This is a genomic window from Xanthomonas nasturtii, from assembly GCF_023337365.3.
In the GTDB taxonomy this organism is placed as follows: domain Bacteria; phylum Pseudomonadota; class Gammaproteobacteria; order Xanthomonadales; family Xanthomonadaceae; genus Xanthomonas; species Xanthomonas nasturtii.
This window is the reverse complement of the sequence record NZ_CP142084.2, coordinates 1,379,825-1,396,202: the sequence shown is the minus strand read 5'-3', so window position 1 is coordinate 1,396,202 and position 16,378 is coordinate 1,379,825. Positions and strand designations below refer to the sequence as shown.

The 16,378-nt window shown below is 66.1% G+C and carries 10 protein-coding genes and 1 riboswitch; of the genes, 6 read left to right on the top strand and 4 right to left on the bottom strand.

The genetic code is table 11. The features are described from left to right. Nucleotides 1–16 precede the first annotated feature (16 nt). Together M3O59_RS06050 and M3O59_RS06045 are read right to left on the bottom strand one after the other, a co-directional pair. Complete coding sequence (locus tag M3O59_RS06050) at nucleotides 17–1,306, bottom strand: sensor histidine kinase (RefSeq protein WP_116904751.1); 1,290 nt, start codon at nucleotides 1,304–1,306, stop codon at nucleotides 17–19. Beyond that, entirely contained in the window at nucleotides 1,299–2,015 is a 717-nt protein-coding gene (locus M3O59_RS06045) for a response regulator transcription factor (RefSeq protein ID WP_064632318.1), read from the bottom strand. Before M3O59_RS06045 ends, M3O59_RS06050 begins: the two co-directional genes overlap by 8 nt. 216 nt (nucleotides 2,016–2,231) lie before the next feature. On the opposite strand from M3O59_RS06045, the gene M3O59_RS06040 reads away from it, so the two are divergent. From M3O59_RS06040 to M3O59_RS06020, 5 genes are all read left to right on the top strand, one after another. Next, the gene (locus M3O59_RS06040) at nucleotides 2,232–3,965 is read left to right on the top strand and encodes an ArnT family glycosyltransferase (RefSeq protein WP_064632321.1); all 1,734 of its coding nucleotides are present in this window, start codon (nucleotides 2,232–2,234) and stop codon (nucleotides 3,963–3,965) included. Nucleotides 3,966–4,064: 99 nt separating this feature from the next. After that, nucleotides 4,065–4,829 carry a phosphatase PAP2 family protein gene (locus M3O59_RS06035; protein ID WP_116904672.1) on the top strand — a complete coding sequence of 255 codons (765 nt, stop codon included), beginning with the start codon at nucleotides 4,065–4,067 and terminating at the stop codon, nucleotides 4,827–4,829. Then, entirely contained in the window at nucleotides 4,826–6,493 is a 1,668-nt protein-coding gene (locus M3O59_RS06030) for a phosphoethanolamine transferase (RefSeq protein WP_116904671.1), read from the top strand. Before M3O59_RS06035 ends, M3O59_RS06030 begins: the two co-directional genes overlap by 4 nt. A gap of 111 nt (nucleotides 6,494–6,604) precedes the next feature. Then, entirely contained in the window at nucleotides 6,605–8,623 is a 2,019-nt protein-coding gene (locus M3O59_RS06025; RefSeq protein ID WP_116904670.1) for a M2 family metallopeptidase, read from the top strand. Nucleotides 8,624–8,762: 139 nt separating this feature from the next. Then, on the top strand, nucleotides 8,763–10,697 hold the full coding sequence (locus M3O59_RS06020; RefSeq protein ID WP_116904669.1) for an XVIPCD domain-containing protein: 1,935 nt from the start codon (nucleotides 8,763–8,765) through the stop codon (nucleotides 10,695–10,697). 262 nt (nucleotides 10,698–10,959) lie between these two features. Here M3O59_RS06020 and M3O59_RS06015 read toward each other — a convergent pair whose 3' ends face one another. Beyond that, the gene (locus tag M3O59_RS06015; RefSeq protein ID WP_116904668.1) at nucleotides 10,960–11,364 is read right to left on the bottom strand and encodes a hypothetical protein; all 405 of its coding nucleotides are present in this window, start codon (nucleotides 11,362–11,364) and stop codon (nucleotides 10,960–10,962) included. Nucleotides 11,365–11,380: 16 nt separating this feature from the next. After that, a complete protein-coding gene (locus M3O59_RS06010; RefSeq protein WP_116904667.1) occupies nucleotides 11,381–12,634 on the bottom strand; it encodes a multidrug effflux MFS transporter in 1,254 nt (417 codons plus the stop codon). Between the two features lie 262 nt (nucleotides 12,635–12,896). Further along, nucleotides 12,897–13,011, top strand: a riboswitch (glycine riboswitch). 99 nt (nucleotides 13,012–13,110) lie between these two features. On the opposite strand from M3O59_RS06010, the gene gcvP reads away from it, so the two are divergent. Then, on the top strand, nucleotides 13,111–16,038 hold the full coding sequence (gcvP, locus tag M3O59_RS06005; protein WP_116904666.1) for an aminomethyl-transferring glycine dehydrogenase: 2,928 nt from the start codon (nucleotides 13,111–13,113) through the stop codon (nucleotides 16,036–16,038). The last annotated feature ends 340 nt before the right edge of the window (nucleotides 16,039–16,378 follow it).

The window sequence follows — 16,378 nt, the reverse complement described above, 5'->3', positions numbered from 1 at the left end:
GTGGTGTGAGCCGCTGTCAGTGTGCGGCCGCAGTGGCACCGGAAAGATCCAGCGTGGCCACCGTGCCCTGCCCTGCGTTGGAATCCAGCTGCAGACGCCAGCCCAGGTGTTCGCACAAGCGCCCGATCAGTTCCAACCCGATGCCACTGCCCTGGCGTGCGTTGCCGCGTGCCAGACGCGTATAGATGGCGCTGATCTCTTCCGGCGTCATGCCATGCCCAGGGTCGGCGATGCGCACCACGCCGGGTGCGGATAACGCGATGCGGATGATGCCGCGGTCGCTGTTTTCGATGGCGTTGCGCAGCAGGTTGCCGATGGCGGTCTGCACGATGGCGACCGGCGCGACCAGGCTGCACCGCGGCAGCGTGTCAATGACCAGTTGCAGGTCCTTGTCGGCGCACAGATGCGTGTGGTCGGCCACGATGTCCGGCAGCAACTGATCCAACCGCAACGTATCGCTGCTGCGCACCAGCCGGCCCGGATCCTTGGCCAGCACCAGCAGCAAGGTGATCAATTGTTCGACCGATGCACTGGTCTGCGCGATGCGCTGCAACTGATGGCGCACCGCCGGCGGCGTGCCGGGTTGTTCCAGCGCCAGTTCCACCGCATTGCCGATCACCGCGACGGGCGTGCGCAATTCGTGGCTGGTGTTGTCGATGAAGGCGCGCTCGCGCTCGACGAACTTGCTGTTGCGCGCGAGGTAATCGTTGAGCGCATCGGCGATCACGTACAGCTCCGCGCTGCCCTGCGGCCCCACTGCAATCTGCTGCGCACGCTGCTCCGGGCGCAGCGCGCCGATGTCGCGTGCCAGTTCGACCAGCGGGCGCACCAGCCGGGCCATCGCATAGGTGCCCATCAGCAGGGTGATGCCGATCAGCGCGATGCCGGCGGCCAGCATCCAGCGGGTCAGGAATTTTTCCAGCGCTTCGAAATCGGTGATGTCCAACACCAGGGCCAAACGGCCGGTCTGCGCGGTGTCGCGCACCATCACCGCACTCTGGCGGCCGGCGATCTCCAGTTCGTCGTGCAGGCCCGGATGCAGCGTGCGTAGTACCGGCGGCACGCCCGCGCTGCCATCGACGCGATACAGCCGCAAGGTGTCCGAGTCCTGCCAGTGGTAATCCGGGTTCTGCGCGCCGCGATCGAGAATGCTGTCCAGTTCGGAATTCAATAGCGAGCGCCACACGCCGTGTTCGGCGCGTTCGTGCAAGTACTGCGCGGTGCCGAACACCGCCAGCGTCATCAACAGCGTGTAGCCGAACAACCACACCAGCACGCGGCGACCCAACGGGCGCTGTTCAGACATCGCTGCAGTCGCCTGCGCCCAGCGGCTCGGCCGCATCCAGCTGCGCCAGCCGGTAGCCGAGCCGCGGCAGGGTGTGGATCAGTTTTTGCGCGAACGGGCCATCCACGCTGCGACGCAACTCATAGATATGCGAGCGCAGCATGTCGCCGTCGGGCGGGTCGTCGCCCCACAACGATTGCTCCAGGCGTTGCCGCGTCACCGCCGCCGGGCTGGCCTGCATCAGCACTTCGAGCAATTTGCGGCAGGCCGGATACAGGTGCAGTACCTGGCCGGCGCGGGTGGCTTCCAGCGTGGCCAGGTCCAGGCGCAGGTCGGCCACCTGCAGCAACTTGCCGCGACGGCGGCCGTGCGCACGCGCCAGCAAGGCTTCGATGCGCACTTCCAGCTCGGGCAGCGCGAACGGTTTGGTCAGGTAGTCGTCGGCACCGGCGCGGAAGCCTGCGATCTTGTCGGGCAGTTCGTCGCGCGCGGTGAGCATGATCACCGGCAACTCGGACTGGTGCTGCTCGCGCAGCCGGCGCAGCACTTCCGGCCCATCCATGCGCGGCATCATCCAGTCCAGAATCAGCGCGTCGTACTGCTGGGTGGTGGCCAGGTGCAGGCCGGTGACGCCATCGGGCGCCGCGTCCAGGGTATGGCCGCGCGCTTCGAAGTAGTCGAACAGGTTGGCAACCATGTTGCGGTTGTCTTCGATGACCAGCAGCCGCATGAGCGGGGTTCCAGGGCGGCCCGGCAGGGGCAGTGTGCGCATCCTAACCGAGGCCAGCCAAACGCGGCCGGTATCGCCGGAACCGTCTCGCAATCGGTTGTGCTCAAGCACCCATCACGCTGCAACGCCTGCACTGCGACGTGCGACCCGCTTGCGCGCTCCGACAAATTTCCGACCTACTTGCCAGATAGTGTGTGCCCCGCATTTACTCAGGGCGTGCGCGTGTCGGCTGCCATCTCTGCCTTCCCATCCCGCCAGCGCGCGCTGCTGGCCGCGTTGCTGTTGATCGTGATCAGCCTGCTGGCGGGGCTGGGCATGCGCCAGCCCAACCCGCCGGACGAACCGCGCTTCGTACTGGCCGCGCGCACCATGGTCGAGACCGGTCAGTGGCTGCTGCCGCACCGTGGCAGCGAGTTGTACGCAGAAAAACCACCGGTGTTCATGTGGTTGCAGGCCGCGACCTACACGTTGATGCCGCACTGGCCGGTGGCATTCCTGCTGCCGTCGCTGCTGGCCGCGCTGGCCACGTTGTGGCTGACCTGGGACATCGCGCGCCGGCTGTGGAACCGGCGCGTGGCGGTGTATGCAGTGCTGGCCTTGTTCACGGTGCTGCAGTTCGGGCTGATGGCCAAGCGTGCGCAGATCGACATGGTGCTGGTGGCGCTGACCACGCTGTCGTTGTGGGGGCTGCTGCGGCATGTGCTGCGCGGGCCGGACTGGCACGCATGGACGCTGGGGTTGTTTGCCGCCGGTGTCGGCACGGTGACCAAGGGCGTCGGGTTTCTGCCGCTGCTGCTGTTGCTGCCGTGGATGGCGCTGCCGCGCACGCATGCGAGCGTGTTGCCGGCACGTGCGCAGGCAGGGCGCAGCTGGTTGCTGGTGCTGCCGGCGTTCGTGGCGGGCACTGCCGTGTGGCTGGGGCCGCTGTGCATTGCGCTGCTGCACCGCGACGACCCGCAACTGCATGCCTACGCGCACGAGCTGTTGTTCAAGCAGACCGGCACCCGCTACGCGCATGCCTGGCATCACGTCAAACCGTTCTGGTACTACCTGCAGGTGATTGCCACCTTGTGGCTGCCGGGCTGCCTGTTGTTGCCGTGGTTGCTGCCGGCCTGGTGGCGGCGGCTGCGGCGCGGCGACCCGCGTTATGTGCTGTTGCTTGCCTGGAGCGTGCTGGTGCTGCTGTTCTTCAGCGCCAGCCCGGGAAAGCGCGAGGTCTACATCTTTCCGATGCTGCCGGCGCTGTGCATTGCAGCGGCGCCGCTGCTGGCCGGGCTGTTGCGCCGACGCGGCGTGCGCGTGGTGCTGAGCGGCTATGTGGCACTGCTCGCGGTCGCCGGCCTGGTGCTGGGCGGCGGCATTGCGCTGCATCTGCACTGGGCCGAAAGCACCGCATTGAAGCGTGGGATGGAACTGGCCTCGCTGCAGTCGGTGGGGTTCTGGTTGATCGGCCTGGGCATGGTCGGCTTCGCCGCGGTTGCATGGTCGCGCGGCCAACGCGCCGGCACCGCATTGGTCGTGATGACCGCCGCGCTGTGGACGGTGTACGGACTGGGCTTGATGCCGGCGCTGGACCCGTACAGTTCGTCCGCGCGTTTGATGCAGCGCGTGGGCCAGCGCATCGGCCCGGACGCACAGCTGGGCATGCTGGCCTGGCGCGAGCAGAACCTGCTGCAGGCCGACCGCCCGGTCACCGACTTCGGCTTCAAGGCCAGTTGGGAACAGCAATGGACTCACGCTGGCCCATGGCTTGCGCAGGCGCCGCAAAAACGCTGGTTACTCGTGCTCAAGCAGGCGATACCGGCGTGCGTCGATCCGGCGCAACGCATCGATATCGGCGAGTCCAATCGCAATCAATGGCAGTTGGTGCCGGGCACGGCATGGCACGCCGGTTGCATCGCCACTGCGTCCGACAGCGAACAAACCGGGAGCGACAGCGAGACAGACTGAACGCTCGGTAGCGGGTTAACGACTGAGCAACTCCGGTCCGACCGCTTTCCGACATCCGGGTTTCGAAGATGCCGGGCATTGACACAGGCCGACATCTCGATGAGTTCTCTTCCTCTCCATGCGCCCAACGTGGCGCATACCGCCAGCGATGTGCAGGCGCAGTTTCTTGTTCGGCATCTGTGGCTACCGCTGGCCTGCGTGCTGTTGGCGAGTGCGCTGCTGATGGGCGCCGGTGGCGACCAGTGGATTGCCGACGCGCTGTATCGGCTGGAAGGCGGGCAGTGGCTGCTCAAGGACCATTGGTTCACCAGTGGCGTGATCCACCGCGTGGGCAAATGGTTGAGCACGACTGCCGGTGTCAGCGCGTTGGTGCTGGCCAGCGTTGCGTGGTGCCGGCCGCGTCTGAACGCACTGCGCTGGCCGCTGACGTATCTGGCCGCATCGGTAGCACTGTCGACCTCGCTGGTGTCGCTGTTCAAGTCGTGGACGGCGATGGACTGCCCGTGGGATCTGAGCCGTTATGGCGGCACGCACGCAATGATCGGGCTGTTCGAATCGCGCAACGGCATTGCTGCGTCCGGTTGTTTTCCAGCAGGCCATGCCAGTGCCGGCTATGCGTGGGTGGCGCTGTATTTCTGTGCGCTGGCGCTCCGTCCTGCATGGCGCTTTGCAGGTTTGTTCGCAGGCTTGGCAGCAGGTCTCGTTTTCGGTGTTGCGCAACAACTGCGCGGTGCGCATTTCCTGTCGCACGATGTCTGGTCGTTGGCGGTGTGCTGGGTGAGCGCACTGGCACTGTACGGCGTGATGCTGCAACGGCCGCGTCGCGCGCTTGGCGTGATGTTGCTATCAAGGGACGCAGCATGAGTACCTGGTTACCGGAACCGCGCGGGCATAGTGGCCTGCGCGCGCTGACATGGAGTACGCGGCCGACGGTGTCGACCGAAGCACTGGTGCTGCTGTCGAGCCTGTTTTTCGCGCTGGTGTGCAACCAGCTGTTCTGGCGCACGGCGATGGCCACGCATCCGGGCAGCCTTGGATTTGCGATCTCGCTGATGGCACTACTGGTGGCGGTGCATGCGCTGCTGTTGGGCGTATTGGTCTGGCGCTGGAACGCAAAACCGCTGCTGACGCTATTGCTGTTCACTACCGCATTGGCCGCGCACTACATGGACAGCTACAACGTCTATCTGGATGCGGACATGCTCCGCAACGTGCTGCATACCGACCACAAGGAATCGCGCGAACTGCTCACGCCCGGCCTGATCCTGCCGCTGGTGTGCTACTTCCTGATTCCGACCACGTTGCTGTGGCGCACGCGTCTGCGCGCGCGCAGCGTGGGCAAGGCATTCCTGGTGCGGGTGGGATTTTTGCTGGCGGTCGCGGTAGCGGGCGCTGCGGGCACCATGCTGTCGTCGCAGGACATTTCCGCATTGATGCGCAATCACCGCGAAGTGCGTTACCTGGCCACGCCGATCAACTACATCGTGGCGTTGCGGCAGAACCTCAAATCCGAATCGCCGATCAAGCATGCGCCCAAACAGCCGATCGAACACGACGCCATGGCCACGCCGCGCGCTGCGGGCAGCCGCCCACGTCTGTTGCTGCTGGTACTGGGCGAAACCGCACGCGCGCAGAACTGGGGGCTCAATGGCTATGCGCGCCAGACCACGCCGGAGCTGGCGCAGGCCGGGGTGATCAACTTCCCCGACATGCATTCGTGCGGCACCAGCACCGAAGTTTCGGTGCCCTGCATGTTCTCGCCGTACGGCCGGCGCGATTACAACGAAGACATGATCCGCGGCCACCAATCGTTCCTGCACGTACTTGAACACGCCGGCATCTCCACGCTGTGGCGCGACAACCAGTCCGGCTGCAAGGGTGTCTGCGACGGGCTGGAGATCCAGAGGCTCGATGACGCCACTACGCCGGGCCTGTGTGCCGATGGCCGTTGCATGGACGAAATCCTGTTGCGCGATCTGGCGGCGCAGGTGCGTGCCAAACCCGGCGACCGCGTGGTGGTACTGCATCAGCTGGGAAGCCATGGGCCGAGCTACTTCGAACGTTACCCGGCGCATTTCGAACGCTTCAAGCCCGTCTGCAAGACCGCCGACCTGGGTAGCTGCAGCCGCCAGGACATCGTGAACGCTTACGACAATTCCATCCTGTACACCGACCATTTCCTTAACCAGGCCATCCACACCTTGCGCGGGCTGCAGGACTACGACACGGCGATGATCTATCTCTCCGACCATGGCGAATCGCTCGGCGAAAAAGGCCTATACCTGCATGGCGTGCCGTATGCGATCGCGCCCAAGGAGCAGACCCGTGTGCCCATGGTGATGTGGTTCTCGCCGGAGTTCGCGCGCGACCGTGGCTTGGATGAAACCTGCCTGCGCCACCGTGCGGGCCAATACACCGACCAGGATGCGCTGTTCCCCTCGGTGCTGGGGCTGATGCAGGTCAAGACCAGCGTCTATGCACCCGAGCGCGACCTGTTCGCCAAGTGCACGGGGACGACGCTGCGCTGATCGGCAACGCCTGCCGCCAGGCTGCCGCACTGCCCACGTGGCACGCGCTGGCCCTTGCCCTGAAACCCGGCGCGCTCTAGCCTTCGCCGGACTTCACTGCAAGGACCACCCGTGAATCCTCGTTTGCTGTTGCTGGCCTTGGCTGTGGCTGCCGGCATCTTGAGCTTGTCGGCCTGCCGCCGGGATGCGGCACCGCCGGCCACACCCGCCGCGACCAACACCACGCCAGCCGAAAGCGCCGACCAGTTCGTTGCGCGCATCAGTGCCGAATACAAGGCGGCCTATCCGGAAACCACCGCGGCGCAGTGGCTGTCGTCCACCTATATCAACGGCGATTCGCAGCTGCTCGCGGCCAAGGCCAACGAGCGTTCGCTGGCGCAGCTGGATCGCTGGATCGAACAATCCAAGCGGTACGCCGGCACGCCGATGTCGGCCGACAGCGCGCGTGCGCTGCAGTTGCTCACATTGATGAGCGCCCTGCCCGCACCGCGCGATGCGGCCAAGCTGGCCGAACTCACCCGCATCGCCGCCAAGATGGAAGGCGATTACGGCGCCGGCAGTTACTGCGTGGGCGAAGGCGAGCAACGCCGCTGCCGCCAGCTCGGCGAACTGGAGCAGGTGCTGGCCAGCAGCCGCGACTACGCCGAACAACTGGACGCGTGGCAGGGCTGGCACAGCACCGCACAGCCCATGCGCAAGGACTACCAGCGCTTCGTCGAGCTTGCCAACGAGGGCGCACGCGGGCTCGGCTTTGCCGATGTCGGGGTGTTGTGGCGCAGCGGTTACGACATGCCGCCGGCCCAACTGGCCAGCGAAACCGACCGCCTGTGGGAACAGGTCAAACCGCTGTACGCGCAGTTGCAGTGCTACGCGCGCGGCAAGCTCGACACGCCATACGGCAAGGACAAGGGCGAGCTCCCCGGCGGCCTGTTGCCGGCGCATCTGATGGGCAACATGTGGCAGCAGGACTGGAGCAATCTGTGGGATCTGCTGCAGCCCTACCCCGGCGCTGGCGACCTGGACATCACCTCTGCACTGGAAAAGCAGTATCAGGGCAACCTCACCGCCGTGCTGGCACGCAACACCGGTGGCGACGGTGGCGCCGCCGCACGCTTCAACGCAGAACGCGAAGCGCAACTGCGCACTGCCAAGCAGATGACCGAACGCGCGCAGGATTTCTACATCTCGCTCGGCATGCCCAAGCTGCCGGACACGTATTGGCAGCGCTCGCAGTTCATCAAGCCGCTGGATCGCGATGTGGTTTGCCATGCCAGCGCCTGGGACATGAATATGGGCGGCGAGCCGAATCAGAACATCGGCGCGGATGTGCGCACCAAGATGTGCATCAAACCCACCGAGGAAGACTTCACCACCATCTACCATGAGCTGGGCCACATCTATTACGACCTGGCCTACAACCCGTTGCCGCCGCTGTTCCAGAACGGCGCCAACGATGGGTTTCATGAAGCGATCGGCGACACCATCGTGCTGGCGATGACGCCCAAGTACCTGCAGTCGATCGGCATGGTGGGCGAACAACAGACCGGCCGCGAGTCGTTGATCAATTCGCAGATGCGCATGGCGCTGAGCAAGGTGGCGTTCCTGCCGTTCGGCCTGATGATCGACCGTTGGCGCTGGGGTGTGTTCGACGGCTCCATCACGCCCGAGCATTACAACCAGGCCTGGTGGGAACTGAAAGCCAAATACCAGGGCGTGGCGCCGGTGAGCGCACGCGGCGAAGAATTCTTCGATGCCGGCGCCAAGTATCACGTGCCCGGCAACACGCCCTATACCCGCTATTTTCTGGCGCATATCCTGCAATTCCAGTTCTACAAGGGGCTGTGTCAGGCCGCCGGCCATCAGGGCCCGCTGTACGCATGCAGCTTCTACGGCAACAAGGACGCCGGGCAGAAGTTCTGGTCGATGCTGCAGCGTGGTTCCAGTCAACCCTGGCAGACCACGTTGAAGGAACTCACCGGCAACGACAGACTCGACGCCGGCCCGATGCTGGAATATTTCGCGCCGATGAGCGAGTGGCTGAAGCAGCAAAATCAGGGGCAGATGTGCGGGTGGCAGGCGACTGCGCCTGCTGCCGCGAGCAACGCGCCTGCGCCTGCCGCGCTGCACTGACGCGCCGCTGCCGCTGCGGCATGCAGCATGCGGCGGCCGTCACCAGGGCCGCCGCCTAACGTTCCTTTGATAAACGCCTAAAACGCCGGCGATATACTGCGCGCCCGCTGCACAGGCGCAGCATGCAGGAAGCATTCTAATGAGCAACGCCTCGACCGGCCCGGACGCACGCGATGTGGACCGCAACACGCAGTTCATCGACGATGCGAACGATCGCGCATTCGACCCGACCTACAGCAGCTCCAACAGCGAATACGCGGTAAAGGTGGGAAGCGGCACCGTCTCGGTCACCCCGGCAGAGCAGTCGGCCAAATATTCGCAGACCAGCGAGCAAAGCAGCGGCAGCCCGACGCAGCCACTGGGCGAGGCCAGCCTGCGTCGCGGCGGCGCGCTGAGCGCAGGCATGCTCAGCGATGCCGATGCAAAGACCACCACCTTCAGCCTTGAGGCCGATTCACAGACCGGCCAGCACCAAAGCCTGCAATCCAAGCTGGGCGACAGCAAGCTGAGCATCGAGGCAGGCGCCAGTGCCGGGCAGCGCATGCGCTACGCAGTGACACTGCCCGGTGTCGATCAACCGCTGGAAGCCGCCAGGCGAGTCAATCCGCTGCAGCCGGAGAGCCTTCCGATCGGCGCACGCGCGGTGATGGACACCCAGACTTTTGTGCAGCGCGAATCCTCGGCAAGCCTGCGATCGCTGACCACGCAGAGCGAGATCACCGAAGCCAGCGGCCGCAGCTACATGATCGAACGCGTCGACGCGCGCCACGTGCGGGTGGTGACCGGGCCGAACGCGGCCATCGAGGCGGTGAATGCGTTGGGCATCAAGGCCGGACCGGCGCAGGCCCTGCTCGGGCGCGCCGACTCTCTGGGCCAGTCGCTGGTGCACAGCGCGCAATTCGACCTGGCCGATCCGCGTGCGCTTGCGGCCATGGGCGCGTTCGTGCGCGAGGGCAAGATTGCCCCGGGCGTTCCGGGCGTCGATGAGATGCAGACGCTGGAACGGATCAATTTCAGCTCGCAGCAGCGTCTGCAGCTGGAACTGGGCCCGCTCAGCGCCGATGTCGCCGGCAACCGCAACCAAGGCAGCCAGGTGCGCATCAGCACGCCGGGCCAGGACGGCTACACCGTGGTGCAACAGCTGCAGTACGGCGACAACGTGCCGCTGACGATCGTGCGCCAGTACGACGGCAACGATGCCGAACGCGTGGAGCAGCGCAGCTACCGTTTCCAGATCGATGGCGATGTGGCCGCGCCGGGCTTGTTGCAGCGCCTGGGCGGGCGCAACGAGGCCAGCGAGGAAGAGGCACTCGCGCAGACCCTCAACAGCGCGGTGAGCGGCGAGATGACGGGCACCGGCGCAATCGCGCCAGGGCAGAAGACCACGCTGGAATTCAGCCAGGTGCAGATGCAGGCACTGCTGGAGCAGACCCGCGCCAGCGCCGACGCCGGCAAGATCGGCGGTAGTGCGTTGACGGCGCTGGTCGGCGACCGCAATGCTCCGTCGCAGTCGCCCGAGCAGTTCGCAATCGCGATGGCGCGCAATGTGGGTGGATCGCCTTATGGGTTTGCCGAGCGGCTGCAGCGCATCGCCGACGGTGCCGACGGGACATACGACGGCCAGCTGCAGCGTGTGGATGCCAGCGTACTGCCGCGGCCGACGGACGCCACCCCGACGCTGCCGGACCCGCGCGATGCAACGCACCCGGATCATGCGTTGCTGCAGCAATGCATGGCGGCCGTGGAGCGCCTGCAGGCGGCACCCGGCCCCGCGGCCGGGATGGACAGCGAACGCCTGGCCTTGGGGTCGGTGGTGGCCGCACGCGAGAATGGCTTGCAGCGGGTGGATCACGTGCTACTCGGCAACGATCCCGCGCGCGGGTTCGTGGTGCAGGGAGCGCTCGACTCGCCAGCGCATCTGCGGGGCAGCTTCGACGCCAAGGCTGTGCAGGAGGAGCCCATTGCCAACAGCCTGCAACGCCTGCAGGCGCTGGAACCCAGCACGGAGCGCGATGCCCCCACGCAGGCGCAGGCGTCGCAGCAGGAAACGCAGCGACAAGCGCAGGCGCGCTGAGACTGCGCGCTGGGGGGCTGCAGCTGAATCCCCGATCGAAAGCGTTCGAAGACACGCATGGGGCCAACCACGATGTTGGCCCCATGCGCTGGACGGGAACAATGGTCTGCTGGCTGGCCGGCGATGCCGCGCGACACAGCTGCCAGGCAGCAGATCCAACACCGGCCAGCTGCACACCCTTGCAGCTGGCACGGCAAACCGGTGACCCGTTCTAAATGCCGCAGACCTCAAGGCGCCAGCGAAGGCACACGGCGAGCGTGGCTCAATTGAGCTTGGTGCCCCCCTGCAAGCGTTCGCTCAACTTGGTCTTGAATTGCTCGAACTCCATGCCGTCGGCCTGGGCCTCGGCGTGCGCGGCGTCTTTCAGCGCGTCCGAATAGGTCAGCCGCACCGGCGTGCCCTGGCGTTCGTGCAGTTCGGCGGCGCGCATGATCAGCGCCAATACCTGCGCAGCGCTGGTGCTTTCGCCGGCGATGCGGCCATCCATGCCCAGTACCCATTCGCCGTCGCGGCGGACGATGCCCGCCAGCAGCGTGCGTTGCTGGTCGCGCAGTTCGGCATGCGCCTCGATCGGGGAGACCGGCGCGGGATTGGCGGCGGCCTGGTTGCGCTGGCGCTCGGCGGCGCGCTTGCGGGCATCGCGGCGCAACTTGGAATCGGTGGACATGCGGGCTCCTGTGGGGTCAGAGGTGGTCGGCCGGCTCCAGAGGCACTGCCTCGGTGGCCTGGCGGTGCCGTAAACGGCGGCCGCTGCGGCGCTCCCAGCGCCAGAATAGCCAGCCCAGCAGGAAAAAACCGGTCATGCCGAGCGCCAGATGCCGCGGATGTTCACTCAGCAGCGGCGAGAGCACCCCGGCCACCACCGTATTGGTCATCAGCTGGGTGAACGCCTGCAGCGACGAGGCCAGGCCGCGCTGCTGCGGGTACATGTCCAGCACCGCCAGCGCGAGAATCGGGAAGATCAACGCCATGCCGACGCCGGCCAGGAAGATCGGCAGCACCGCCCAGGGCAGCGCGATCTGCGCCACCGCGAACGTATAGGCCAGGTTGACCAGCGCCGCCACGCCGCAGCAGATGAAGCCGATGCGGATCTGCCGCACCGGATTCATCTGGCCGGCCATGCGCCCGGACAGGAACGAACCCAGCGTCATGCCGCCGATGGTGGGAATGAACAGCCAGGCGAAGTCGCCTTCGCCCAGATGCAGGTGCTGCATGATCAGCACCGGCGCCGAGGCGATGTACAAGAAGATGCCGGCGAAATTGAACGACCCGGCCGCGGCCAGCCGCTGGAAGCGCGGATTGAAGCCGATGCGCACGTAGTCCTGCAGCAGGCGCTTGAACTGCAGCGGTGTGCGTGCTTCCACCGGATGGGTTTCCGGCAGCCAGGTCATGGTGGCCACCAGCAGCACCAGGCCGAACACCACCAGAAACCAGAAGATCAACGGCCAGCCGGCGCCGCTGAGCAGGATCCAGCCACCAATGATCGGCGCGATGGCCGGCGCGATGCCGAAGATCATCGAGACCTGGCTCATCAGCCGCTGCGCATCCGGGCCATGGAACAGGTCGCGGATCACCGCCCGCCCGACGATCATGCCCACGCCGGCCGACAGGCCCTGCAGCGCGCGGAACGCCAGCAGCGTGGGCAGGTCCTGCGACAGCGCGCAGCCGATCGAGCCGGCGATGAACAGCACCAGCCCGCCCAGGATCACCCGCTTGCGGCCCCAGGCATCGGACAGCGGCCCGTGCGCAATGCTCATCACGCCATAGGCCAGCAGATAGACGCTGATGGTCTGCTGGATCGCCACCTGGTCCACCGCCAGGCTGCGGCTGAGCCGCGAGAACGCCGGGAAGATGGTGTCGATGGAAAACGGGCCGAACATCGCCAGCCCGGCGAGCAGCAGCGCCGTGCGACGGGTGGAAGGCGTGGTGGGGGGCATGCAGGAATCCGCAACGTGGTGCATCGGGGACGCACGCCGGCATCCGCCCAGCGCGCGCCGGAAAGAGCGTGAGGGCGCCGATGATAGGCGCTTGCGCCGACAAGGTTAAGCAAACCCAAGCAGATGGGCAGTGCCGATGACCCGCGCGGGCGCTGCAGCACGTGCGGCCACGCTATAATTGCGCGGCAACACGGTGGGAGAAGCGGCACTGCCGCTGCCGAAGGCGCAACAGCCCGTAATCGCTCAGGCCCGATACCATCCGCAGTACAACTCTGGAGAGACCGGCCGATGCCGGCGCCGAAGGGGCACGGAACGCAGGCAGGCCAGGCGCCAGGCCGCGTTTTTAAACTCTCAGGCAAAAGGACAGAGGGGCGCGAGGAAGACCGTCGCTGCGGCAGGTCGTGGTGCGCTCATGCGCGCCATGCCGGTTGCGGTGCGGGTCGACCATTCGTCTGCCCCTGCCCCGGATGCCCGCCATGTCCCAGCCCCCGTCTTCCCTGCGCGACCTCGAACACCACAGCGCGTTCGTCGAACGCCATATCGGCCCCAACGACGCAGAAATCGCGCAGATGCTGGCCGTGGTCGGCCATGCCTCGCTGGATGCGCTCACCGACGCCATCGTGCCGGGCAACATCAAATCGCCGGCCGCGCTGGCGCTGCCCGATGCGATGACCGAAGAAGAAGCGCTGGCCAAGATCCGCGCCATCGCCAGCAAGAACCAGGTGCAGCGCACCTTCATCGGCCAGGGCTATTACGGCACCCACACGCCGAAGGTGATCCTGCGCAACATCCTGGAAAACCCGGCCTGGTACACCGCGTACACGCCGTACCAGGCGGAGATTTCACAGGGCCGCATGGAAGCGCTGATCAATTTCCAGACCCTGTGCGCGGATCTGACCGGCATGCAGATCGCCAACGCCTCGCTGCTGGACGAAGCCACCGCCGCGGCCGAAGCGATGACGCTGGCCAAGCGCTCGGCCAAGTCGAAGTCCGACATCTTTTTCGTGCACGACGCGGTGCACCCGCAGACGCTGGAACTGCTGCGCACGCGCGCCGAGCCGCTGGGCATCGTGCTGCGCGTGGGCACGCCGCAAGAAGCGCTGCAGGCCGAGTGCTTCGGCGTGTTGCTGCAGTACCCGGACAGCTTCGGGCACATCGGCGATCACGCCGCGCTGGCCAATGCGGTGCATGCGCAGGGCGGCCTGGTCGCAGTGGCCACCGACCTGCTTGCGCTGACCCTGATCGCCGCACCCGGCGAATGGGGCGCGGACATCGTGGTCGGCAATTCGCAGCGCTTCGGCGTGCCGTTCGGCTTTGGTGGCCCGCATGCGGCGTTCATGGCCTGCCGCGATGCCTACAAGCGTTCGATGCCGGGCCGCCTGATCGGTGTGTCGATCGATGCCGCCGGCAACCCGGCGTATCGCTTGACCCTGCAGACCCGCGAGCAACATATCCGCCGCGAAAAGGCCACCTCCAACATCTGCACCGCGCAGGTGCTGCTGGCGGTGATGGCCTCGATGTATGCGGTCTACCACGGTCCCGATGGCCTGACCCGCATCGCGCGCCGCACCCATCGCCTGACGGCGATCCTGGCGGCCGCACTGCGCGGTGCCGGCGTCACTGTGGGCGAGCATTTCTTCGACACCCTGCACGTCAAGGCGGTCGATGCCGACGCCATCCACGCCCGCGCACGCGCGGCCGGCATCAACCTGCGCGCCATCGACAGCGAAGCGGTCGGCATCAGCCTGGACGAAACCAGCACGCGTGCCGATGTGGTTGCGCTGGCCGCTCTTTTCGGCGCCACGGCAGATGTGGATGCGCTCGATGCCGCCACCGCCGATGCGTTGCCGCAAGGCCTGCTGCGCACCAGTTCCTTCATGACGCACCCGGTGTTCAACACCCACCACAGCGAGCACGAACTGCTGCGCTACATGCGCTCGCTGGCCGACAAGGATCTGGCGATGGATCGCACCATGATCCCGCTGGGCAGCTGCACCATGAAGCTCAACGCCACCGCCGAAATGATCCCGGTGACCTGGCCGGAGTTCGGCGCGATCCATCCGCTGGCGCCGGCCGAACAGTCGGCCGGTTACGCGCAGCTGATCGACGAACTGGAAGCGATGCTGGTCGAATGCACCGGCTACGACGCGGTGAGCCTGCAGCCCAATTCCGGCGCGCAGGGCGAGTATGCCGGCCTGCTGGCGATCCGTGCCTATCACCGCTCGCGCGGCGAGGCGCATCGCGACATCTGCCTGATCCCGGAATCCGCGCACGGCACCAACCCGGCCTCCGCACAGATGTGCGGCATGACCGTGGTGGTCACCAAGTGCGATGCCAACGGCAATGTCGACGTCGAAGACATCCGCGCCAAGGCGGAGAAATACTCCGACCGCCTGGCCGCACTGATGATCACCTACCCCTCCACCCACGGCGTGTTCGAAGAAGACGTGGTGGCGATCTGCGAAGCCGTGCACGCGCATGGCGGCCAGGTCTATACCGACGGCGCCAACATGAACGCGCTGGTCGGCGTGGCCAAGCCCGGCAAGTGGGGCTCGGACGTGTCGCACCTGAACCTGCACAAGACCTTCTGCATTCCGCACGGCGGCGGCGGCCCGGGCGTGGGCCCGTGTGCAGTGAAGTCGCACCTCGCACCGTATCTCCCGAAGACGCTTCCTAGTGCCGGCATCCGTGCCGGCGAAAATCAAACAGCTGCCATCCATGGCAGCGGATTGAAGGGCGGCGAAGGCGATGTGGGCATGGTCAGCGCGGCCAGCTATGGCTCTGCCTCCATCCTGCCGATCAGCTGGATGTACGTGACCATGATGGGCAGCGCCGGCCTGCGCAAGGCCACGCAAGTGGCCTTGCTCAATGCCAACTACATCGCCAAGCGGCTGGCCCCGCATTACAAGACGCTGTACACCGGCCGCAACGGGTTGGTGGCGCACGAGTGCATCCTGGACGTGCGCCCGCTGGAGAAGACCAGCGGCATCGGCGCCGAAGACATCGCCAAGCGGTTGATCGACTTCGGCTTCCACGCGCCGACCTTGAGCTTCCCGGTGGCCGGCACCTTGATGGTGGAGCCGACCGAAAGCGAATCGCAGCATGAGCTGGACCGCTTCATCGACGCGATGATCCAGATCCGCGAAGAGATCCGCGCCATCGAAGACGGCCGCCTTGACCGCGACGACAACCCGCTCAAGCACGCACCGCATACCGCAACGCAGGTGTCGGCCAGCGAGTGGACCCATGCCTACCCGCGCGAACTGGCCGCCTTTCCGCTGCCCAGCCTCAAGCATCAGAAATACTGGCCGCCGGTGGCGCGCGTGGACAACGTCTATGGCGACAAGAACGTGATGTGCGCCTGCATCCCGGTGGATGCGTACAAGGAAGACGCCGAGGCCTGAGCGGCACACCAGCGACGGTGAAGAGAAAACCCGGCCGGTCACACGGCTGGGTTTTTTAATGCGCTGCGTATGGATGCCAATGCGCGGTGCGTACTTCGGCTGGCAGCCGCAGCACTGCGGTTTCGCTGCCGGCGGCGAGCATGCTGCGTTGGCAGATTGCCGGCGCAGCTCTCGCCCTGGATCTCATCGCCAACAGCATCCACGTCGGGCTGAAGCTCGACGCATGCCCGAAACAGCGCGATTGAACGGCCATGCAGCGCACGGGGCCGGCTCACTGTGCGATCCGCTGCGCGGCGCGCGCACCACTCTCTCGTTTGCCTGGCCTACACGTGCCATGCGG

Bases quoted from the DNA above. Each gene is read 5' to 3' on its own strand.
- M3O59_RS06045 (WP_064632318.1), bottom strand. From the start codon at position 2,015: ATGCGGCTGCTGGTCATCGAAGACAACCGCAACATGGTTGCCAACCTG.
- M3O59_RS06015 (WP_116904668.1), bottom strand. From the start codon at position 11,364: ATGTCCACCGATTCCAAGTTGCGCCGCGATGCCCGCAAGCGCGCCGCC.
- M3O59_RS06035 (WP_116904672.1), top strand. From the start codon at position 4,065: ATGAGTTCTCTTCCTCTCCATGCGCCCAACGTGGCGCATACCGCCAGC.
- gcvP (WP_116904666.1), top strand. From the start codon at position 13,111: ATGTCCCAGCCCCCGTCTTCCCTGCGCGACCTCGAACACCACAGCGCG.
- M3O59_RS06010 (WP_116904667.1), bottom strand. From the start codon at position 12,634: ATGCCCCCCACCACGCCTTCCACCCGTCGCACGGCGCTGCTGCTCGCC.
- M3O59_RS06050 (WP_116904751.1), bottom strand. From the start codon at position 1,306: ATGTCTGAACAGCGCCCGTTGGGTCGCCGCGTGCTGGTGTGGTTGTTC.
- M3O59_RS06030 (WP_116904671.1), top strand. From the start codon at position 4,826: ATGAGTACCTGGTTACCGGAACCGCGCGGGCATAGTGGCCTGCGCGCG.
- M3O59_RS06020 (WP_116904669.1), top strand. From the start codon at position 8,763: ATGAGCAACGCCTCGACCGGCCCGGACGCACGCGATGTGGACCGCAAC.